We start from the raw sequence: 20,227 nt of genomic DNA, 5'->3' as shown, positions 1-20,227 counted from the left end.
AATATGAAAAAACAGAGAAACAGCAGAATATTGGCCTGGGTGGTATTTGGGGTATGTGCCGTTGTTATGCCGGCATGTGTTTATCATGCCCCCGACGAAGACTGGGAGAGAAATGGCAAGGTGCGTCTGAACCTCGACTGGCAGACGCGGAGCAGTTATCCGACGGCCATGACCTACTATTTTTATAAAGACGGTACTGGGCGTCCGGAAGTTCGCATGGGAAGTGCTTCAGGCTACGAAGGTACGCTGCCGGCGGGACAATATAAAGTCGTGGTATGTAACACCGATTGTAATAATGTCGTATTGGAAATGGACAATGGGTATGAACAGGCTTGCGGCAAGGTCCGGCAGGTTTCCGCTTTGAAATCGTCTTCCGTACATATAGCCCAGCCCGGTAATTTGTATGGTACAGGATGCCATTTGATCGATGTCGGCGGCGAGGAAACAGTAGTAGAGGAATTGTATCCCGCCAGTCTGGTAAAAACACTCGAATTGAATATTAAAGTGACGGGTAGTGAAGATATCCGGCTGACCGGGCTTTCCGGTCGGCTGACAGGTGTATCGGCACAGGTGCATATCCCCAGTGGAAAGGCTTTGTTCGATACGCCGGCTTTTATGGCATTCGAGCCTGAAGCGGCTAATCCGGGAATATACACTTCTTCTCTTAATCTGTTCGGCCTGTCTGACGGAGGAGAGGAGGGCGATCCGGTCGAACTTTACCTGGCGCTTACTCTGAAAGACGGAAAAGAGGTCACTTCGTTTACGGATATAACCGGGGAAGTGGGTAAGGCATTCGAGCAAAGCATATCGGCTCATGTCGTACTCGACCTGGAGATCGCGTATGATGAGATAAACGGTGCAACAATCACCCTGTCCGGCTGGAAAGAAGGTTCCGGCGAAGCGGGGAATTAGAAAATATTGAAACAATATATAAATGAAGAAAGAAAACAAATATATCGTGCAATCAGCTTTGCTGCTACTGTCTCTTCTTATTTGGGGGCTGCCGGGCTGTTCGGATAGTGGCGGACAACTTTTGCAGCCTGGCGAACAAAAGCTAGTGCTTCGTGCCTTTTCGGAGAAGCTATCGGGCGAGGTTTCTTTTGCCGACTCTGTATTTTTTGCCAAAGGCAATGAATCGGGTAAGTATACGGATATATGGAAAGCCCGGGTAAAAGCGGATGGGAGCACGAGCCTGGTGGAACCGAAATATTATCCTTCGGACAACAGCCGTATTTACCTGCGCGGCTTTGCTCCCGAAGGTCAGTCAGTGGGTGACGGCCGGATTGCCTGGACGATCGACGGTCGGCAGGATTTGCTGGTGACTGACGAACAAAACGGCTCCCTGACGGATATGTTTTGGCAGGAAGGAAAGTCGTTCCGGTTTACGCATCTGCTGAGTCAGTTACGTTTTCAATTCCGGTGTGACGAGGCAGGGAAAGATAAAGGGTGGAAACTTTTCGGCCTTGTGGCGGAAGGGGTACAATGCGATGCTGTATTGTCGCTGCCGGATAAAGGGTTGACTTTCTCCGGCAAACAAAAGGCGTTGATCGTCCTTGACCGGATGGCCGGCGGCGAGTGTCTGCCGCTGGATACCGATTGGGTAGACGTGTCGGAAATGGTCATGATACAGCCAGGTGTTGCGGTAGGCCTGACGGTAATACTGGAAGACCGTGCAGGCAATCTGACGCGGTTCGAGCGGTTGCCGGTATCGTTCCATGAAACGGATGGTTTTCCGCTATCCGGTACTTCTTATCTGCTGTCGGTCGTGCTTCGTGCCGATGGCGCCTGTTCCCTGGCGGCACAGGTGTCGGAGTGGAAGAGAGGGAATAACGGAACGGGAATTATCGATTGAATATCTGTTTTTAATCATTTAATAAAAAGAAAATATGAAACAAGTTTGTATGTGTGCCGCTCTTTTGGCGGCAGTGGTATCCGGTTGTTCCTCTTCTGAAGAGGGAACTCTTCAAACCACAGAGATCAGGGTGGGAGCCACTGTGAGCGGAGCGATCACCAAGGCTCCGGTTGTTACGGGCGATTCGTTTACGGCCGCTATCACAGCTATTGAAGGGACTCAGCCGCCTGCATCATGGACGGCTGCTGTTGCCTGGCAGAACAGTATCACGCTGGTAGCGTCCGAAACAGCGGCAGGAACATCGGTTCCTTTGAATGTATCGAAGGTGTATCCGGCCACAGGAAATGTATATATGGCGGCCTGGCATCCGGAAATCGCTTCCGTATCAGGGGTAGTGACTTTTCAGAAGACGGGTACGGAAGATGTGATGTACGGTGGCATTGTGAGTGGAAATAAAGATGTTCCCGCAGGTGCATTTACGTTCACCCATGCATTGACGCAACTGAACTTTCAGGTACAGGCTTCGGATGGTTACCTGGGGGCGAATCCGGATAAGAAGATATCTAAAATAGAAGTCGTAGACGCTGCTTATCCGAAGACGATGACGATTGCCGATGGTGTCGTAACTTATGAGACTGCGGCTACCCTGGCTGTTCCGGGTGTTACTGCTCCTATTCAACTGACCAAAGAAGTGACGAAGGTCGGCGAGCCTTTTATGGTGAAGGCTCTCGATGGTGTGAAAGTAAAAGTGACTTATGAAGGTGGTACAACCAGTAAAGAAATTAATATCATAGACGCTTCTACCCAGGCAGGACTGAATGCCTTGGCCGGCAATTCGCATCTGGTGACCCTATCCTTTTTGAAAACAGGTGAAGTTGCTATCGAAGGGACAGCAACAGTCGCTCCCTGGCAGGTAGGCGCTTCCGGCAACGGGATGGTGACAGAGTAAAAAGATGTGATTCACATCTGACAAAAACTGAGTCTTTTATGAGGCTCCGCCTCATGCCGCAAGCTCTCTTTTGCCGTCTGCTTTAGCTGACGGATAGATTAAATGCTCCGGCTTTGTCGGATTCCTTTGTGGGTTTTAACCCCTTTGAGATATAATAGTAGTCCCTGTTTTAAAGGGGCTTAAGCCCACAAAGGAAGAGGCTTTGCCTCCTGTCTTTTATATCCGTCGGTTAAAACCGACGGCAAAATAGAGCCTGCGGCACAAGGCAAGGCCTTGTAAAGAGAGATAGCTCATATTTAACAATAAATGAAACTGGTATTATTATTAAACGAGAAATAAAATGAGAACGAACAAGTTTTTAGTAATGAGTATGTTGGTTACGGCTCTTTTGTGCAGTTGTTCCAACGAAGAAGAACCGGCAACTGCCGGTCAGGGAGAAGCGATGCAGGTAAGTGCCGGTATCGGAGAGGCTACCCGTGCGGTGATCGACGCCGGTTATGGCAGTGACTTGGCCGTATCGTTTGCCCGGTTGGATAACCCGGAATCGAATACGGATTGGACTACACCGGCTATCGATGCCACCCGTCTTGGCGGTGGCGGTAATACCTCCGTTACCTTTGCAACGGCACAGACGTATATGGCGGCCAATGGTCAGTCGACTCTGATCGGTTATTATCCGCAGGCTGCCCTGAGTGGGAAAAACAATCCGACAGTTTCGTACACTATTACAGGCGACGAAGATATTATGGCGACAGAAGTGCAGACCGGGGCTGCTAACGCCAAGTTTACCCCGTTCACCTTTCAGCACCTGCTTACCCAGTTGCAATTCAAATGTTCCGGTTCGGCGGAAGCAGTTAAGAAATGGACAAAAGTTTCATCTATTACGGTAAAGAACGTATATAACACGCTGTCGTTGTCGCTCGATAAAACAAGCGGAGCAACGCTAGCGACAACAGGTTCGGCCAACACCAGCCTGAGCGTGATCGGTTGTCCGGAAGAGGTATCCGGTCCCGATGCTACTGATCCGAAGACCGGTTATCTGATGATTTATCCGGTAGCGGATATGGGTACGGAGTCTGCCGCTATCAATCTGGAAGTAAAGGCAACTTATAATGGAGCTGAGAAAACATTGCAGGTTCCCATCACTAACATCAGCGGAGGAGCACAGAAAGGACAGTCTCACCTGATCACCCTCAATTTCACGATCGACGGCGAAATCACCATCGAAGCAGGCATTGCCGAATGGCAGCCGGGCAACGGAGGCAGTTCAACGATCACTCCCGGAGCATAACCCTTTTTAGAATAGCAGGAGATGAAGAAAATAATAGCGATAGCCACCATCGTTTGCCTTCGGGCACTAACCGCCTGTTCGGACGGTAACGATCCTACTTTGCAGCCGGTTGCCGAAACGACGGTATGCTTGGAAGGGGCGATCGGTGTGTCTACCCGTGCAGTGATCGGCTCCGGCTATAAAAAGGATCTGGCTGTGTGTTTTGCCCGGCAGGATGAAACCGGTTCCGGAGTGTATGGTACGTGGAGTGTATCCGGAGCTGTCCGGAGCGGTGGGGCGGGCAATCGTCCGGTCGTGTTCGATAATACGCAGCTATATCCGTCTGATGGAAGCAATATCCGGTTGCACGGTTATTATCCGGCTATCGGTGAAACGGATGTTGCGGCAGGCCGGGTGATCTTTACAATAGACGGAATGACGGATGTAATGGCGACGGGACCTTTGTCAGGCAACAGTTTTGTACCCCTGCGTGTATGTACGTTCCAACATCTGCTGACACAACTCGGTCTAGTTTGCTACAGCGACCGGGCCGACCGGTGGGGAGAGATTGTCCGGATAGAAGTAACGGGGGTACATGTCCGGCAACAACTGGACTGGCTTTCGGCTTTGCCTGCGTTAGCCGATGTTTCTTCACCGGAAGATATAAAGATTGTAGCCGTGCAGGAGATAGCCGGTCTGTCGGTTCCTCAGGTAGAGGAAGGCGGAGAGCTTCCCGAAGCGCAGGGGTATATTCTGCTCCCGGCCTCATCGGGCCCGCTACAATTGCAGGTGGCGACAACAAAGGACGGTAACGGCAATGCGGTGGAGACTGTCTCCCGTGTATCGGTAACCGTTGAGGGTGGTTTTCAGGCCGGCAAACGGCATGTCGTCTCCCTGTTTTTCACCGACGGACGGAAGATACAGGCTACAACGGTCGGTGTGGAGCGATGGGCAGATCAGGATGCCGGTGAAATTCCGATTTAAGTAATAGAATAAGTAATAACTAGTATTTATATTAAAACGAACTAAAATGAAAAAGAGTATGACAATGGGGGCTATGGCTATAGCCCTGCTGACAGCAATAAGCTGTTCGGAGACAGAAACAGATTTAATTATCGACTCAGGCGATGGCGATCAGGTAGCCTTGGGTATCACACCTAATCTGAAAGTGGATGCCGGCACCAAGGCTGCAACCAAATCGGTGGTAAGCGGAGAGGCTCTTACTTACGATATCTCGAAATATGTCGAGGCCGATTATGCACCCGGATTAGGTGTCCTGATAACCAACAAAGATGCAAACGACTGGTATACGCCTGATGGTTCGGAATACACCGGCCACCATGTGTGGTATATGGGAACAGATAAAGGAGCCGGCTGGATTTCCATAAAGGAGAAAAAAAATACTTTTGCCGATACTAAGGAAGTCCCTTATTATCTGACCAAGGAAGTAGGAAAGGTCTATGCTTATTATCCTTATGATGCTTCTATAACGACTAGTCTTCCAAGTATATCAGCAGAAGCTGATCTGAAAATCCCGGTAACCATTCTGGCTAGCGGAACGATAGATGCTGCAACTAACAATGCGAAGAAATACTGGAAGGATGGTGCATGGGCAGCTACTCCCAAAACCGACCAGATAAACCTTTCTCTGGCAACGGAAAAAGATTACCTGTATTTTGCCGCTGAAAACGGTCGTTATGTAAATAACGGACGTGCTGCCGGACAAACACCGGTCAAGCCGGAAGATGAACCGAATAATACGAGTGATGCCAACCCCGGTTATAAGATCAATCTGGATATGAAGCATGCTATGGCGATGGTTACTTTCCGTGTGTATGACGGTGGTAAACTGAGTGATAAAAATGTGAACTTCACGAAGTTCCAGATCAAAAATACAGATAGCAGTACAGATAAATTCTTCAAGATGGGTACTGCTTATATGTCGTTGGTCGACGGAACGATAACACCCAACTCACTGACCGACGGTGATATCAGTCGTACGATCACCGACTATATCCTGATGAGACAGGTAGAAGCCGACGCTACGGAAAGTCAATATGATTTTAAAGTGAATGGCTCTACCTTAAATGCGAAGGTCGTATGCAAGACGGTCAGTGCTATTGTGTATCCGACCGCTGCTTTCGGTGATGACGATATCCAGGTGATCATAACCCTGAAAGAAGGAGGTAATGATGATATGGTATTTCCTGTTACCCTGCCTGCCAATGAATGGTTAGCCAACAATAACTACATCTATACGCTTTCTGCCGGCCGCAACAAGCTGACGGTTATGGATGTGACTGTTGAAGCCTGGAATGAGGACGAACAGCCCGAAATCCCTCTGTAATCATTCCCATTAAAAACTAAGCCCATGAAACAGTATCTATATACATTTCCGGTAGCCGTTTTCCTGTCGCTGTGTGCTGCCTGTACACAGGCGGATATCGTTGTGCCTACGGCCGATGACGGCGAAGGTGGTAGCAGCACGGAAAAGGGAACTCCTTTATCCGTAAAGAATCTGGGCTTGTCGGTAGAGGTAGAATCGAGAAGCATCGTGACGGGCGGTCCTGTCGGTGATGCGGCAAACCCTAATCCGTTGATTACAGTCGGGCTTTGTGTCACGAAACAGAGCAGTAGCGGTGCGGTGAGTGTCTATGCCAGCGGGAATAATACGCAGGTGTTTACTTACAATACGCAGGTCGATCCGGCTGTCTGGCAACTTGCGGAAGGGGAAGAACAGCTTCTTTTGCATTCGGATAAAGGAACAGTGTATGCTTTTTCGCCTGTGGAGAAGAGTGTGTCGCTGGCAGGCAATCCGAAAGTACCTTTAATGAGTAGTATAAAGGTCTTGGATAAGCAGAAGTTTTACTTCAACGATGGCGGTAATCCGGTGGATGCTTCTACCGATGTACAGTGGGAATGTGATCAGGATGATTACCTGTATTGCAAAGCTGCAACCGAGGTGGACCGCTGGAATCCGGATGTGTCGCTCACTATGTATCATGCATTGGCGAAGGTTAGTTTCCGTATTCTGGAAACGGATGGCGGTTCGGCTTTTGCGGGCAGCAATGTAAAGAAGATCGTGCTGAAAAGCAGCGTGGGTTTTAAAAAATCTACTTCCGCCAAGCTGAGTCTGGAAACGGGCGAGTTGAGTGGCACGACAACTGCCGTAGATGAATTGTGGTTCACGGCCGACGGGGATATGCGTGCCATAGGTACGAATGTAACCGATCCTAAACAGGTGCCGGTACAGGCCTTCGGGCTGGTGATCCCGGTGACGGGCATACCTGTTACGTTGGAGCTTACGCTCGACGATAACCGTGTCTTTACGATGGCTCCTGTCGAAGGAAGCAGTACTCCCGGAACTTTTATAGCCAACTGGTTGAAGGGAAACAATTATATCTATAATATTCAGATGCTTCCGCAGGGAATCGTTATAGCGGATATAGAAGTAGCCGGCTGGAACGACGGTGGTTCGACCGATGTTCCGGTAGAATAGGTTGCAACAAACAGGGCGGGCGGGGAGCGATACTCCTCCCGCTCACAATTGAGAATTGAAAATGAATAGAATGAAACGGAATCGAATGCAGTTATATCTGATCAGGCTACTGGCCGGTGGTCTGCTGGCGGGGTGTACGGCAGGCCCGGTGGAGGAGATCGTGCCGGAAGAGAGCCGACCGGTAGCAATCAGCTTCGGTAAACCTGACCTGGGCGTGCCTGAACTCCTGACTCGTGCGGGGGAGGAGGTTACTCCGTTGCCAACCCTTCTGCCTGAGGGAACTACCGTGCGTATCGGTGCTTATTTTACCGGTTATGTGGGAGAAAAGTTGCAGGAAGCTTCTTTTTCTACGACCGCCCCTTCGTTTGAAGCGACCTATGTGGTAGGAGCCGACGGCACTTTGATCCCCTGCTGTGTGGATGGAAACGGGAAAAAGATAGACGGCGAGGCCAAAGGGCTAACCGTGAGGGGAGGGGTATACGATTTCTATGCTGTCTCTCCGGCGCGTCCGCTACAGGAGGGGAACGACGGCTATTATAAAATAACCGGCATTCCGCATAAGGAAGATGTGATGACCTCTTTTGTGCGGGGGGTAGCGGTGACGAAGGACTCCCGTCAGGTAACACTCGGTACGTTCAGCCGGAAATGTGTGCAGGTGGTCTTTAATGTTGCTCCTTCGCCGGAGAATGCTCTTCCTTTCGATAAGCTGTACGGAACTGGCTTAGTGATCAAAAAGATTTCTTCTTCTGCTGCCGATCTGATAGCCGGTAGCGACACCGGGATTTCTCCTACAGGGGGAGCTGCCGGGCTGGAAGCACAGGTAGTCTTTACCGCAGAGGAGTTTGAAAAAGTGGAGCCGGAATCCGATCCGGATGGTTGTGGCCTGAATAAAACAAAAGGTGTTGTCCTGCCTAAAAACAGCTTGCCTTTCGATGTCGAAATTACGGTAGTAAGAGATAATGAAACAGCCACGCTGAAGGCGACGATCGACAAGAATATCTCTTTCGACGAAGGTAAACGTTACATCTTTACCCTCGAGGTAAAGAATAATGAAAGTAGTTTATTGATGAAGGTGCTGGAATGGAATGCAATCGCTTTTAGAGACGACAATGTGGGAGGCCCGGATAGCCCGTACCCCGATCCCGATATTAACGAAGGGATCGGAACGACTATAACGGTAGCCACCTGGAAAGTTATAAACTGGAGCGATATGAATGTAGGTGGAGGTTGATGATCTCTTCTGATTGCAGGAAAAATTAAAAACCGAAGCGTTCTTTGACATGGTGGGGTTCAGATTAGGGAAAAAAGAGAATATTTTGTGTTAGATTTTCATTTGAATAGAGAAAAAAGTTATCTTTGCAGACAACAAAAACAGTAACTATGAATAATAACACAAACATTTCAGAAACAAAGGAATATTCCCTATTCCTTTATGAAGTTAAATCCCGTATTCGTTCTGCCCAATATGAAGCAATGAAAGCTGTCAATAAGGAAATGATATCTCTTTATTGGGAGTTAGGTCGGCGTATATATGAACAACAAAATCTGTTGGACTGGGGAAGATCTGTTGTAGAGAACCTTTCGAAAGATATTCAGAAAGAGTTTCCGGGGATTAAAGGGTTTGGTACTTCAAATCTTTGGGATATGGCCCGATTTTACAAAGAATATCAGGTAGATACAATTCTCCAACCATTAGTTGGAGAAATTAGCTGGTCGAAGCATATTGTTATTATGACCAGGTGTAAGAATACACAGGAACGTCAATTTTATATTTTGGCTACCCGGAAGTATGGTTGGACGAAAGATTTACTTATCAATAAGATTGAGTTGCAGACCTTTGAAAAGTATTTACTTGGACAGACTAATTTTGATACGACATTGCCCGAAGAATTAAAGAATCAGGCAATACTGGCAGTAAAAGATGAATACTCGTGGGGATTCACCGGTTTAGAAAATGAATATTCAGAAGAGGAACTGGAGCAGTCTATTATTAAAAATATCAGGGCTTTCCTGATTGATTTTGGGGCAGATTTTTCATTTATTGGCAATCAATATCGGCTCATTGTAGACAATAGAGAATATTTTATTGATCTACTGCTTTATAACAGACGATTACAGGCAATGATCGCTGTCGAGTTAAAGATAGGTGAGTTTAAACCTGAGTACAAAGGGAAGATGGAGTTTTATTTGAATGTGTTAAATGATACCGTAAAACTTCCGCATGAGAATTCCTCTATCGGTATAATTATCTGTAAGTCTAAGAGTCGCATGATTGTCGAGTATGCTTTGAAAAATTCTAACTTACCTATCGGTGTGGCTACTTATGCTCTTTCATCCAAGTTGCCGGAAGCTTATCGGGAATATCTTCCGGATACGGATACTATTGCTAAAAAGCTAGAAACTTTAATGAATATGTAACGATTACATTTTATTATCCTGTAGTCTGAACCCCATCATCTGTCAAAAGAATGTTGGGGTTTTTTATTGGTGGAAATTAGCAAACTGATTATTTGTCAGAATTTAGATCTGACAATAGTTGAAACAAAATATATTAAAAACGAAATACAATGAAACGAGTAAGTAAAACAAGGCGCAAACCTTTAACGGGAATCGGACGGTTACGTATCGGCTTGTCGTTGGCGTGGTTGTTTGTGGTATTGCTTCTGTTGTTTGCCGGCAGTTGCACACAGACTGATGTGGAAGAGGATGTAATCCCGCCTCATGCTTTGAAGGATGTGGATGCCGGGTTTAACCTGAATGTGCTGGCTAACCGGACTCCCGTGACGCGTAGCATTACATTCACTACCGATGGTACGATCGAGTCGGACACGCTGGCTGTCGGAGTAAAGGACTCGGTGCAGACCAAAGCCGCTGCTGCATTGTCGGAAGCGCAAGAAAGCCAGATCGCCAGCCTGTGGGTGGGGCAGTATGATGCCACGACAGGTGTGCGTTTGTTTAACCAGTATATCTCTTCCATGACCAGTACTACGGTCAACCTGAAACTGAAACAGAGCCAGAATGGTAGTAAGAGTCATGTGTATTTCGTATCAAACGCAGGTGATCTGGGGGCAGTAGCCGATGAAACTACATTGAAGAAACAGCGATTGCCGTATGCTTCATCGGGAACGGGCTTGCCTGAAAATAGCTTGTGTAAAATGGTGGGTAAATGGGAAGGTGAGGTTGTTGCCGGCGGTGTGAAAGATATTACCGTGGAACTGACCCGCCTCCTTGCCAAGATCAGTTTTTGCTATTCGATGGGTGCTGATTTTACGTTTACTCCGACTTCGGTCACCTTGAAGAATGCTCCGTCTGTTTCGCAGGTGGAGGCTCCGACAGGACAATTGACGAAAGATGTTACTTATGGTAACTATACCGGTACTGCCAGTAGCTCGGGTGCTACCGTTTACTGGTATTTGCCTGAGAATATGGCGGGTACGGTCAGCGGACCGGATGCTGTCGTCTCGGAGAAGAAAAAGACCGGTAAGGGCGTAACGAATGCCACCTGTATCGAGTTGACCGGCAATGCCGTGCAGGGAGGTGTTACTTATAAAGATGTTATGTTCCGGTTTTATCCCGGTCGTAACGAGAATAATTATGATATCGAACGCAATTCGCATTATACGATGAATGTCACCCTGGTAGGCATCGATGTTTCCGACGAGCGTATCACGGTCGGCGAGATACCGGATATTGAGGTCGATCCTACTGAAATGCCTGCTAAAAAAGGTGGTGAAAAAGAGATACAGATCACAGCCCGTCCGGGGCAGGAGTGGATATTTGATATGCCTGCTTGGTTATCAGCTTTGTTGGATGGCAAAGATATCCCTTCGGGTGCAACTATAACATACCAGGGGCCTGCCAAGGTGGTCTTTAAGTCTGTGGAAGCTAATCCCAGAGCAGAAAAGAGATCTGTTTCTTTCGATATCGAAGTGAATGGAGAGAATCAGAATATAACGATCACTCAAAGCGGTTCCACGTTGACGGTTGGCAGCCCTGTTTCTTTGGCTGCTACTGCAGGCTCCGAAGGTGCTTCTTCTTTTACGGCTACCGAGGGTTTGCAATGGTCGGCAGTTTTGGGTGGAGGCGACGGCTGGTTGGATTGGGCTACTAATCCGGGTACATCTGCTGGTGAAGCACTGGCAGGTGCACAAGAATTACAAGTAAAGGCCGGTTCTGCTAATCCGTCTGCGCAGGTGCGTACCGGTAAAATCACGGTGAAAGCCGGCGCCTCCGTGGGTGATCCCGCTTATACCGGTTTGAAACAGGAGATAGCAGTCAACCAGGCGGGTTCAACCGTAACCGGTTCGACAATAAATAATATAGTTGCAAAAGGGGCGACCGGTGATGCTTCGTTTATGGCCACCAAAGGTTTGCCCTGGGCATCGAGTATCACGTCGGGCAACTGGATTACTATAAATACCGGTGGAGCGGGAACACCTACTACCGGAGCGGCTCAGACAATAAACTATACGGCAGTTGTTAACCCTTCTTCTTCTGCCCGGAGTGGAAAGATCACCGTCCGTGCGGGTGACACCTCTGTCGGGCCAACAGGTGATATCGTTCTGAACCAACTGGGTGCAACCTTGTCTGTAAGTGGTGCCAAAACGGTAGCAGCTACCGCTTCTACTACTGATTATGTATCTACTTTTTCGGCTACGGAAGGTTTATCGTGGAACGTATCGGAAAATATGGATTGGTTGACTTTGACCGGCACAACTGAGGGTACAAATAACACTACTGGTACGAATCAGGATATAAAATATAGCGTAGGACTTAATCCGAACGAGACTAGCCGTAACGGTAATATAACGGTAAAGGCGGGTAATGCCGTTGGCGGAACAGATGCCGGTCTGACAAAAACGATTGCCATTACTCAGTCGGCCTCTTCCTTAACAGCTTCTGTCAGTCCAACAACAGCATTGGTTGCAACAACAGGTGCCAGCGGTACTTATACAATGAATGGCACTAGCGGATTGTCATATTCCTTCACCGCCGGTTTTCCTTCGTGGTTGACAGTTACTAACGGTACTGCTTCTATCAGTGGAGGGACGACTAGTGGTTCTAATCAGCAGTTAACATATAAAACGGCTTCTGTAAATCCGAATAGTGCAGAAAGAAAAGCGACTGTAACTGTGAAGGCGGGTAATATATCGAAAAGTGTAGAGATCAAGCAAGCCGGTTCTAGTTTTAGCCGAACGAATCCGTCGGGCCAAATAGCTGCTGCCGCAAACAGCAAAGTAACTGGTTCGGTAACCGCGACAGCCGGTTTAGCGTGGGCAATAGCACCGGCTACCCATAATGGCATAACGGTGAGTCCTACCAGTGGTACCGGAAATGCAACGATCACTTTTACGGGTGCTGCCAATACCGGTGCTGAGCGTACGGGTTCATTTACCTTATCGGCAAGCGGTGCCAGTCCTGCGCGTACACTGGCATTCAGTGCTACGCAGGCGGCTGGGGAAACCGGAGCTTATGTTGGTAACCTTCAAGTATGTAAAACGGATGGAGGTTCCATGAATTGGAGTAGTGCTAACTCATATTGTAGTAACCTTACAGCGGAAGGAAAAAGTGATTGGTATTTGCCATCGAAGGATCAGCTGGTAACTATGTATAATAATAAGACTGCGTTACAGGGAGAGAGCGGCTTCACAGCGTTCGTGAGCGGTTGGTACTGGAGTAGTACGGTCTGCAGTAGTGGCGGCCACTGGATCGTGAACCTCAGCAATGGCGGTACCAGCGGCGGCGGCTACGACGGCAACGGCAGCTATGTTCGCTGTGTCCGGGATAAAAACTGAACAATTTATCAATTTAACAATTTAAAAACCAAAGGCCGCCGTAAGGCGGTCGAAATTTGAAAATTAAAAGGAGGAATGCTTATGATATAAAAGAATAGTTTGGACTTCAGAATACCGTTAGTTACGGCATACGGTAGCGTCAAGATTCAGACGAATCCGGTTGTCCACAGGGTTTGCCCTGTTAGAATTACCCCGGGGAGCCCCGGTAGTAAGTCATAAGTGACAACTACGAACGTTTGTGAGCAATAACTACTGGAGTAGTACGGCCAACAGTAGTGGCAACCACTGGTACGTGAACTTCAACAATGGCAATACCAACAACAACAACGACAACAACAACAAATATGTTCGCTGTGTCCGGGACTGGTTTGAGTCTTTAAGCCTGATTGTTTGTAATTATTTAGTATAAGAAAAAAGAGAAAAGTATAAGAAAATAGTTTGGACTTCAGAATACCGTTAGCTACGGCATACGGTAGCGTCAAGATTCAGACGAATCCGGTTGTCCACAGGGTTTACTCTGTTAGCATTACCCCGGGAAGCCCCGGCAGTAAGTTATAAGTGGCAACTACGAACGTTCGTGAGCAATTGGTACTGGAGTAGTACGGTCTACAATAGTGGCAAACACTGGATCGTGAACCTCAGCAATGGCAATACCAACAACAACAACGACAACAACAACAACTATGTTCGCTGTGTCCGGGACTCGTTTATGAATCTAAAAACAAAAATGAAGTATGAAATGAAAATAGACTTTGAATCATTGGTGCAAGCATGGTACGATTGCCGTAAGACAAAACGGAGAACGGATGCTGCGATGGAGTTTGAAATGGATGCGGAGTATAATCTTTATACATTATATAAAGAGATAGAAGAAGGACGCTATAAGATTTCGCGTTCGGATGCATTTGTCGTGACGGAACCTGTCAAGCGGGAAGTCTTTGCGGCTTCTTTTCGCGACCGGGTGGTACATCATTATCTGGCAGCGCGTATCAATCCTTTGTTTGAGAAGGAGTTTATACTGGACAGTTATTCGTGTCGTGTCGGCAAAGGCACTTTGTTTGCTGTAAATCGCTTGAAGCGGTTTATAGCCCAATGTTCGGGAAATTATACAAAAGACTGTTATGTCCTTCAGTGTGATATACGGGGGTTCTTTATGAATATAGACCGCCGTTTACTGGCTGATAAGCTGGATCGTTTTTTGCGGGCCAATTATGAAGGGGATGACCTGGAAACGGTATTATACCTGACTCGGCTGATCGCATTGGATAATCCGGTATCGAGGGTACATATAAAAGGGCACCGGTCTTTATGGAAAGGCCTGCCGAAAGATAAGAGTCTGTTTTCAATGAACGGCATGCCGCTTCCGAATGAAACGAAACCCAGGCAACTCGATTTGTTTGTATGCAACCGTGAATTGGGGTTGCCGATCGGTAATCTGACCAGTCAGTTGTTTGCTAATTTTTACCTGAATGGCTTCGACCATTACTGTAAAAGTAAATTGGGGTTACGTTATTATGGACGGTATGTAGACGATTTCTTTGTCGTGCATAACGACAAGGAGTATTTGAAGAGTCTGATACCCTTGTTCCAGCAGTATCTGCAGGAAGAACTGGGGTTGACCCTTCATCCGAATAAAATTCGGCTGACCCACTATACGAATGGTATCCGTTTTGTCGGAGCTATCGTGAAAGGACGGGTTATCCTGACGGGGAAACGGGCCGTGAAAGGGATGCGTAAAGTGATAGGAGAATATAATTATAAGGTATCGAAACATCCGTTGAGCGAAGATGAAGAGGAACATTTTCTACAAAGCCTGAATTCATATTTGGGGCTGATGAGGCATCATAGCAGTTTGAACTTGAGGAAGAAGGTAAGAGAATGGCTTTCGCCGGCACTCGACAAACTATATTATGTCAGTCCCGAGAAAATAGTCCGGAAAGAGAAGGTGCGCCTGTTGCGCCATCAGACAGTAAGGAATATTTGCTCGACTATAATAAGAGGTCAGAAAAAGGCCGGGCTGGTTCCCGGAAATTACGACGAATTGTATCAGGTAATATATGCATCCAGATATAGTTGTTACGAAATATTGAATCATGGCTTTACATACTGAAACTCCGCTTTATCTGCGGACGGTTGAACTGATAAAAATGATCTATGCCGTATCGCATCATGCTCCCCGCGAATATAAGTACACCCTGATGCAGGATATCCGCAGGGATTCGATGAACCTGACCCGTTGCATCTATCGGGCGAATGTGTCGTTGGACAAATCGCCCCATCTGATGCAGCTTGTCGACGAATTTGAATTCCTTAAACTGGAAATACGGCTCTGCAACGATCTACGGATCATCGATACGGGCAGTTATGCCAAACTGGTCTTATTGATGGAAGATATCGGACGGCAGATAACAGGGTGGCGGAAGAGCGTAATTAAATAAACAGGAGGTATTATTTATGGACTTGAGACAAAAGCTGGCTTTGGAGACGGCCGATAGTAAGAATATATACTTGTATCGCGAAGGTCTTTTCTGGAAGGCTTATGAGCGTTCGGCAATTAAATTTATACAGACTATAACTGCTTATCAGGTAAATATCCGTTTTTGTAAGGTGGTCAATATGGAAGTTATCTCGTTGGGATTTCCTGATGCTGTCCTTCCTAAAATACTGGAAAACCGGGAATACGAGAAAATTGATGAGAAGCGGTTGGCAATTCATTCGGTGTTGCTCGGGGACGAGAAGTTTATGGCGGCCAAAAGCCAATATATATCCAAAATGATGTCGGACCTGAAAAAAGAAACCGCCCAAGAATCCGGGCTTGTCCCAAAGGAACCCGATGTGGGTGCTCAGGTACTGGAACGGCTGCGGCTGTATAATATAGCAGGGGTGACCCCGATAGATTGTATGATCTTCCTGTCGTCGTTGAAAAAACAATTAGAGAATAACATATTATTTAAAGACAACTGATTATGAACAAAACAGATTTAGTAAACGAATTAGCAACGAAAATGCGTATTCCCCAGTATCAATCGAGGCAGTTCGTCAATGCCTTCCAGGAGGTACTTGCAGAGACATTGAAACAGGATGCCATCGTGCTTCAGGGGTTTGGCTCGTTTGAGCCCTGGAAACAGTCAATGCGACAGGGACGTAATCCGCGTACGGGAGTACCTTGTGTGATAAATGCCCGTACCAGTGTAAAGTTTAAACCCGGAAAGTTTTTGTTGGAGGCTTTGAATCCTCAAAGCAAATGATGTATGAAGAAAATAGTAACGGAAGGATTGGCCGGCTTGTGTATGCTGGCTGTCCTGCCTTCCTGTAAGACCAGCCGGCAAGAGATGCCGACGGCAGGACGGATGGAAAGAGCCCAGGCGGTTGTTGTTGAGAAGGATTCATCGGCGGCGATCCTGGTGCGTCACACCGAGATCCCTTTATTGAAGATGGATGCTCTGGCTGTTTATGGGGAGATGATAAGTTATCTCTCCCCGGAACCGGCAATCTGCCCGGCAGAACAATTGAGTAGTGAAAAGCTGACGGCTTATATCGGTTTCCCGGCCGGAGGTGTCAAGCTCGACCTGAAATATGGGAATAACCGGGCTGAACTGGAAAAACTGAAAGAACGCTTATCTCGTTTGCAGGATGGGGAAAAGAAGATACAGTCGGTCCGCTTGACTGGCTTTGCTTCGCCCGACGGCAGTACGACGGAGAATGAGCGGCTGGCGGGTAACCGGGCTGTAGGTTTTAAAAACTATCTGCAAAAACTGCCGGAGCTGGCGGGCGGTGTGCCGGTCACGATCGACTGGGTAGGCGAGGACTGGGAAGGTCTGCGGGAACTGGTTGCGAAATCGGGGCGTAGCTACCGTACGCAGGTTCTGTCGGTTCTGGATACTTATACCGATGCCGATAGCCGGAGGAAGCAGTTGAAGGCGCTTGAAAAAGGGACTGTATATAAGGATATAGAGAAAAGTTTCTTTTCGCGGCTGCGGCGGATGGAGTTGGATATTGCGTATGAGACGACTGTAAAAGCAGGGGCGCAATCGCCCGACTTGCAGGCGTTGGCGGAAAAGGTCGTTACCGATCCGGAGCGGCTGACGCTCGGTGAATTGCTGCAAGTGGCTGTGTTATACCGTCCGGGAACGGAACAGTATCGCGAAGTGTATGAGTTGGCAGCTTATCGTTTTCCCGATAGCCGGGAGGCAGTGTTGAATGCCGGGGCTGCTTCGCTTGCTTTGGGGGATAAGGAAGCGGCGGCCTACTTTTTACAGCGGGTTGCCGATGATCCGCGTTCGTGGAACAATCTGGGGGTACTGGCTTTGATGGAGAATGATCCGTCGGAAGCTGTTTCATGGTTTCGTAAGGCGATGCCGCAGAATCCGCGCCTGTCGCGTCATAATATTCGCATAGCGCAGGGATATTGATGGCCTACGGGCTTTTGTGCCGGGCAACGAGGGCTAATCACTCCCCGTTGTCCGGCACTTTTTATGTATAAAGATCTGAAAAAATTAATGGGGAGCGGACATCCTTCCGCCAGAAAGTTTCTGTTGAAACTCAGTGAATTGTCGGACGAAGAGCAGGAGCGTTATTACAAAATGGCTTTCGATGCCGCCCTTTGCGAATGGGAAGAGTTGGACGAGCGTGATCATCTGTTCTTGTTCTGCCTGCTGCGGAAAGATTGGGAGCGGACAATCGCGTATTTCCGCAATAAAACTGTGCTCGGCCGTTTTACCTATCATTTGCGCGAACCGCTGTTGTTCCGTAAGTTGCTGCGTTTGTTTGAGGGGCCGCGCTCGAAAGGGGAGAAGGCCCCTTCTTATATTCACCTGGCTTTTTGCTGTTTTCTGGCTTTCGATTATCAGGGATCGGTAGAATATTTCGGCGATAATTTCCGGAAAGAGTGCGCCAATACCGACTGTCTTTGCGAATTGCTGGATATTATAGAACTGACAAATGAGAACGGTTGTCCGCCTCCCGACGACAAACCGGTAAGAAATAGCCAATAGTTGTTAAGTAACCTCCGGATGCGACTTCGCTGATATGGCTTTTTCAGTTGACAGTTGACAAGTGACAGTTGACAGGTGGGCTTTGCCTTGTTGAAGACAACGGCACCTGTAAGGGCGGTTCGCGAACCGCCCCTACCAACGCCCCTACATTCAAAACTGATAATAACTCTCACCTGTCACCTGTCACCTGTCACCTGAAAAAGCCATATTGGCGAAGAAAACGGTAAAATGCTCTTTTATCTTTGACCTGGGTTCGATATAGAACTCATTATTTATAAATCATTTAATACCTTATTATTATGGCAATCAAATTCAAAATGGTTCCGCGTAAGAATCTGGGAGACGACCAGAAGGAACATCCGGAAAAACAGTATGCACAGATGGTTTGCGGTGACCTGGTGACTTTCGATGAACTGATCGAAGAGGTAACCGACAGCTCGGGAGTGAGTAGCGCCAGCGTGAAAGCGGTACTGGATCGCGTGAATGTGGTATCGATACGTCACCTGCGCAACGGGCGTCGTGTCAATCTGGGAGAATTGGGTAATCTCCGTTTTTCTTTTGGTTCGGATGGAGTTACCGATGCGAAGGATTTCGATGTCAGTATGATTCGCGAACCGCGTGTTTGCTTCTTCCCCGGCAAGGCTTTGCGCATCGCCAAGAGCCGGACCAACTTCGAGAAGGTGGCTTCTGAAGATAAGAATGAAGGTGGAGGCAGTGGTGAGGATGACAGACCGGTGATTGAATAAGTTGACAGTTGACAAGTGACAGTTGACAGTTAAAAGACCGAGGATTATGAAACGGTTGACTATTCAATTGATTATGGCAATCCTGCTCACGTTGAGCGGGATTGTTCTTCTCTTCTGCGGGTTCTGGATCGATCCGCAGGGACTGATCGACAACAGCGTACTGGTGGCCTTTGGCGAGATCAGCACGTTTGCAGGGGCTCTTTTCGGAGTGGATTATACTTATAAATTAAAAATCAATGAGAATGGAAAGTAAAAAGACCTGGTTGAGTGAGCATTTCTGTCTGGAAGAGCTTACGTATAGCCGGACGGCAGTAGAACATGCGATCGACAATGTACCGTCTCCCGAAGCAAAGGTGTCGTTGCAACATCTGGTAGTTTGTTTACTGGAACCGCTGCGGCAGTTATATAAGAAGCCGATCGCTGTCCTGAGCGGTTATCGTAATGGGGAAGTGAATCGTCTGGTGGGTGGTGTGGCTGCGAGTCAGCATGTGAAGGGGGAGGCTGCCGATTGCTATACACCCGAAGGACCGGCGAAGCTATTGGAGCTTTTGATGCGGTCGGGATTGCCTTTCGATCAGGCGATTTTGTATAAACGCAGGAAGTTCCTTCATCTTTCATTGAAAACTTCGGGAAAAAATCGTATGCAGGTTATTCTCTGCATGTTATGTGTCGTTTTTTTGTTTGCAGGATGTGGAGTACGCAGAACTGCAACAGGCATGCATCGGGAAGAGCGCAGGGATTCGGTAAGGGTAAGCCGCCGGGACAGCCTGATCCGCGTCGCGAACCTGGAGATCACCGACAGCCTTTCGTGGGAGTTGGAGCAGGTCGTATATTTGCCGCCGGACAGTTCCGGCGTGCAATACCTGCAAAGCATCACTACTGCCAAAGCCGCCCGTATCTGTTCATGGACCGACTCGCTACTTGTCGTAGCGGACAGCCATACGGAATATGAACGTCTTATTACGGAAAATCTCACTGCTCAAAGCACTGCCCGGTCTTTGTCCCGGAATCCTTTCCCGCCTCTTGCCGGATTGGCCTTATTATTGCTGTTTTCTCTGTGGATTGCGTGTAAACTAAGGAGGGGAAATAAGGGTTGTTTTTAAAGAAAATGTTATCTTTGTG

Annotated in this window: 20 protein-coding genes; all 20 read left to right on the top strand. The window is 47.9% G+C overall.

The genetic code is table 11. The features are described 5' to 3' along the window. Positions 1 to 3 precede the first annotated feature (3 nt). Positions 4 to 912, top strand: coding sequence for a DUF5119 domain-containing protein (locus BQ7394_RS13005; protein ID WP_075557830.1), 909 nt, complete (start codon positions 4 to 6; stop codon positions 910 to 912). A 22-nt stretch (positions 913 to 934) separates the two neighbouring features. Next, the gene (locus tag BQ7394_RS13000; protein ID WP_075557829.1) at positions 935 to 1,852 is read left to right on the top strand and encodes a fimbrillin family protein; all 918 of its coding nucleotides are present in this window, start codon (positions 935 to 937) and stop codon (positions 1,850 to 1,852) included. A gap of 34 nt (positions 1,853 to 1,886) precedes the next feature. Then, positions 1,887 to 2,801 (top strand): fimbrillin family protein, encoded by a 915-nt coding sequence (locus BQ7394_RS12995; RefSeq protein ID WP_082211905.1) that lies wholly within the window; start codon positions 1,887 to 1,889, stop codon positions 2,799 to 2,801. Positions 2,802 to 3,141: 340 nt separating this feature from the next. After that, positions 3,142 to 4,092: a fimbrillin family protein gene (locus tag BQ7394_RS12990; protein WP_075557827.1), complete on the top strand. Its 951-nt coding sequence runs from the start codon at positions 3,142 to 3,144 to the stop codon at positions 4,090 to 4,092. A 21-nt stretch (positions 4,093 to 4,113) separates the two neighbouring features. Beyond that, complete coding sequence (locus tag BQ7394_RS12985) at positions 4,114 to 5,055, top strand: fimbrillin family protein (protein WP_075557826.1); 942 nt, start codon at positions 4,114 to 4,116, stop codon at positions 5,053 to 5,055. A gap of 46 nt (positions 5,056 to 5,101) precedes the next feature. Then, positions 5,102 to 6,418, top strand: coding sequence for a fimbrillin family protein (locus tag BQ7394_RS12980; protein WP_075557825.1), 1,317 nt, complete (start codon positions 5,102 to 5,104; stop codon positions 6,416 to 6,418). A gap of 24 nt (positions 6,419 to 6,442) precedes the next feature. Next, complete coding sequence (locus tag BQ7394_RS12975; RefSeq protein WP_075557824.1) at positions 6,443 to 7,570, top strand: fimbrillin family protein; 1,128 nt, start codon at positions 6,443 to 6,445, stop codon at positions 7,568 to 7,570. Between the two features lie 70 nt (positions 7,571 to 7,640). Beyond that, positions 7,641 to 8,801: a BF2992 family fimbrillin-A clan protein gene (locus BQ7394_RS12970; protein WP_075557823.1), complete on the top strand. Its 1,161-nt coding sequence runs from the start codon at positions 7,641 to 7,643 to the stop codon at positions 8,799 to 8,801. A 149-nt stretch (positions 8,802 to 8,950) separates the two neighbouring features. Next, positions 8,951 to 9,988 carry a PDDEXK nuclease domain-containing protein gene (locus BQ7394_RS12965; protein WP_075557822.1) on the top strand — a complete coding sequence of 346 codons (1,038 nt, stop codon included), beginning with the start codon at positions 8,951 to 8,953 and terminating at the stop codon, positions 9,986 to 9,988. A gap of 149 nt (positions 9,989 to 10,137) precedes the next feature. After that, a complete protein-coding gene (locus BQ7394_RS12960; RefSeq protein ID WP_075557821.1) occupies positions 10,138 to 13,365 on the top strand; it encodes a BACON domain-containing protein in 3,228 nt (1,075 codons plus the stop codon). Positions 13,366 to 13,603: 238 nt separating this feature from the next. After that, positions 13,604 to 13,774: a DUF1566 domain-containing protein gene (locus BQ7394_RS12955; RefSeq protein ID WP_082211902.1), complete on the top strand. Its 171-nt coding sequence runs from the start codon at positions 13,604 to 13,606 to the stop codon at positions 13,772 to 13,774. Positions 13,775 to 13,942: 168 nt separating this feature from the next. After that, on the top strand, positions 13,943 to 15,475 hold the full coding sequence (locus tag BQ7394_RS12950; protein ID WP_139317708.1) for an RNA-directed DNA polymerase: 1,533 nt from the start codon (positions 13,943 to 13,945) through the stop codon (positions 15,473 to 15,475). Beyond that, complete coding sequence (locus BQ7394_RS12945; RefSeq protein ID WP_075557819.1) at positions 15,459 to 15,803, top strand: four helix bundle protein; 345 nt, start codon at positions 15,459 to 15,461, stop codon at positions 15,801 to 15,803. The genes BQ7394_RS12950 and BQ7394_RS12945 overlap by 17 nt, the downstream gene beginning before the upstream one ends. A gap of 16 nt (positions 15,804 to 15,819) precedes the next feature. After that, complete coding sequence (locus BQ7394_RS12940) at positions 15,820 to 16,329, top strand: hypothetical protein (protein ID WP_075557818.1); 510 nt, start codon at positions 15,820 to 15,822, stop codon at positions 16,327 to 16,329. 2 nt (positions 16,330 to 16,331) lie between these two features. Then, positions 16,332 to 16,613, top strand: a complete 282-nt coding sequence (locus BQ7394_RS12935) for an HU family DNA-binding protein (RefSeq protein ID WP_075557817.1) — start codon at positions 16,332 to 16,334, stop codon at positions 16,611 to 16,613. Between the two features lie 3 nt (positions 16,614 to 16,616). Next, positions 16,617 to 17,777, top strand: a complete 1,161-nt coding sequence (locus tag BQ7394_RS12930) for a tetratricopeptide repeat protein (RefSeq protein WP_075557816.1) — start codon at positions 16,617 to 16,619, stop codon at positions 17,775 to 17,777. An 87-nt stretch (positions 17,778 to 17,864) separates the two neighbouring features. Next, positions 17,865 to 18,359 carry a hypothetical protein gene (locus BQ7394_RS12925; protein ID WP_075557815.1) on the top strand — a complete coding sequence of 165 codons (495 nt, stop codon included), beginning with the start codon at positions 17,865 to 17,867 and terminating at the stop codon, positions 18,357 to 18,359. 299 nt (positions 18,360 to 18,658) lie between these two features. Next, positions 18,659 to 19,105, top strand: a complete 447-nt coding sequence (locus tag BQ7394_RS12920) for an HU family DNA-binding protein (protein WP_075557814.1) — start codon at positions 18,659 to 18,661, stop codon at positions 19,103 to 19,105. Positions 19,106 to 19,151: 46 nt separating this feature from the next. Beyond that, positions 19,152 to 19,358: a hypothetical protein gene (locus tag BQ7394_RS12915; protein ID WP_075557813.1), complete on the top strand. Its 207-nt coding sequence runs from the start codon at positions 19,152 to 19,154 to the stop codon at positions 19,356 to 19,358. Beyond that, entirely contained in the window at positions 19,348 to 20,208 is an 861-nt protein-coding gene (locus tag BQ7394_RS12910) for a D-Ala-D-Ala carboxypeptidase family metallohydrolase (RefSeq protein ID WP_082211896.1), read from the top strand. Before BQ7394_RS12915 ends, BQ7394_RS12910 begins: the two co-directional genes overlap by 11 nt. Positions 20,209 to 20,227 lie beyond the last annotated feature (19 nt).

The organism is Parabacteroides timonensis (assembly GCF_900128505.1).
Taxonomy (GTDB): domain Bacteria; phylum Bacteroidota; class Bacteroidia; order Bacteroidales; family Tannerellaceae; genus Parabacteroides; species Parabacteroides timonensis.
The sequence above is the reverse complement of the archived record's forward strand: the minus strand, read 5'-3'. Positions and strand labels throughout refer to the sequence as shown.

Coding starts and splice junctions, on each gene's coding strand:
- BQ7394_RS12920 (WP_075557814.1), top strand. CDS start 18,659: ATGGCAATCAAATTCAAAATGGTTCCGCGTAAGAATCTGGGAGACGAC.
- BQ7394_RS12935 (WP_075557817.1), top strand. CDS start 16,332: ATGAACAAAACAGATTTAGTAAACGAATTAGCAACGAAAATGCGTATT.
- BQ7394_RS12990 (WP_075557827.1), top strand. CDS start 3,142: ATGAGAACGAACAAGTTTTTAGTAATGAGTATGTTGGTTACGGCTCTT.
- BQ7394_RS12995 (WP_082211905.1), top strand. CDS start 1,887: ATGAAACAAGTTTGTATGTGTGCCGCTCTTTTGGCGGCAGTGGTATCC.
- BQ7394_RS12910 (WP_082211896.1), top strand. CDS start 19,348: ATGGAAAGTAAAAAGACCTGGTTGAGTGAGCATTTCTGTCTGGAAGAG.
- BQ7394_RS13000 (WP_075557829.1), top strand. CDS start 935: ATGAAGAAAGAAAACAAATATATCGTGCAATCAGCTTTGCTGCTACTG.
- BQ7394_RS12925 (WP_075557815.1), top strand. CDS start 17,865: ATGGGGAGCGGACATCCTTCCGCCAGAAAGTTTCTGTTGAAACTCAGT.
- BQ7394_RS12985 (WP_075557826.1), top strand. CDS start 4,114: ATGAAGAAAATAATAGCGATAGCCACCATCGTTTGCCTTCGGGCACTA.
- BQ7394_RS12980 (WP_075557825.1), top strand. CDS start 5,102: ATGAAAAAGAGTATGACAATGGGGGCTATGGCTATAGCCCTGCTGACA.
- BQ7394_RS12930 (WP_075557816.1), top strand. CDS start 16,617: ATGAAGAAAATAGTAACGGAAGGATTGGCCGGCTTGTGTATGCTGGCT.
- BQ7394_RS13005 (WP_075557830.1), top strand. CDS start 4: ATGAAAAAACAGAGAAACAGCAGAATATTGGCCTGGGTGGTATTTGGG.
- BQ7394_RS12915 (WP_075557813.1), top strand. CDS start 19,152: ATGAAACGGTTGACTATTCAATTGATTATGGCAATCCTGCTCACGTTG.
- BQ7394_RS12965 (WP_075557822.1), top strand. CDS start 8,951: ATGAATAATAACACAAACATTTCAGAAACAAAGGAATATTCCCTATTC.
- BQ7394_RS12975 (WP_075557824.1), top strand. CDS start 6,443: ATGAAACAGTATCTATATACATTTCCGGTAGCCGTTTTCCTGTCGCTG.
- BQ7394_RS12945 (WP_075557819.1), top strand. CDS start 15,459: ATGGCTTTACATACTGAAACTCCGCTTTATCTGCGGACGGTTGAACTG.
- BQ7394_RS12940 (WP_075557818.1), top strand. CDS start 15,820: ATGGACTTGAGACAAAAGCTGGCTTTGGAGACGGCCGATAGTAAGAAT.
- BQ7394_RS12970 (WP_075557823.1), top strand. CDS start 7,641: ATGAAACGGAATCGAATGCAGTTATATCTGATCAGGCTACTGGCCGGT.
- BQ7394_RS12960 (WP_075557821.1), top strand. CDS start 10,138: ATGAAACGAGTAAGTAAAACAAGGCGCAAACCTTTAACGGGAATCGGA.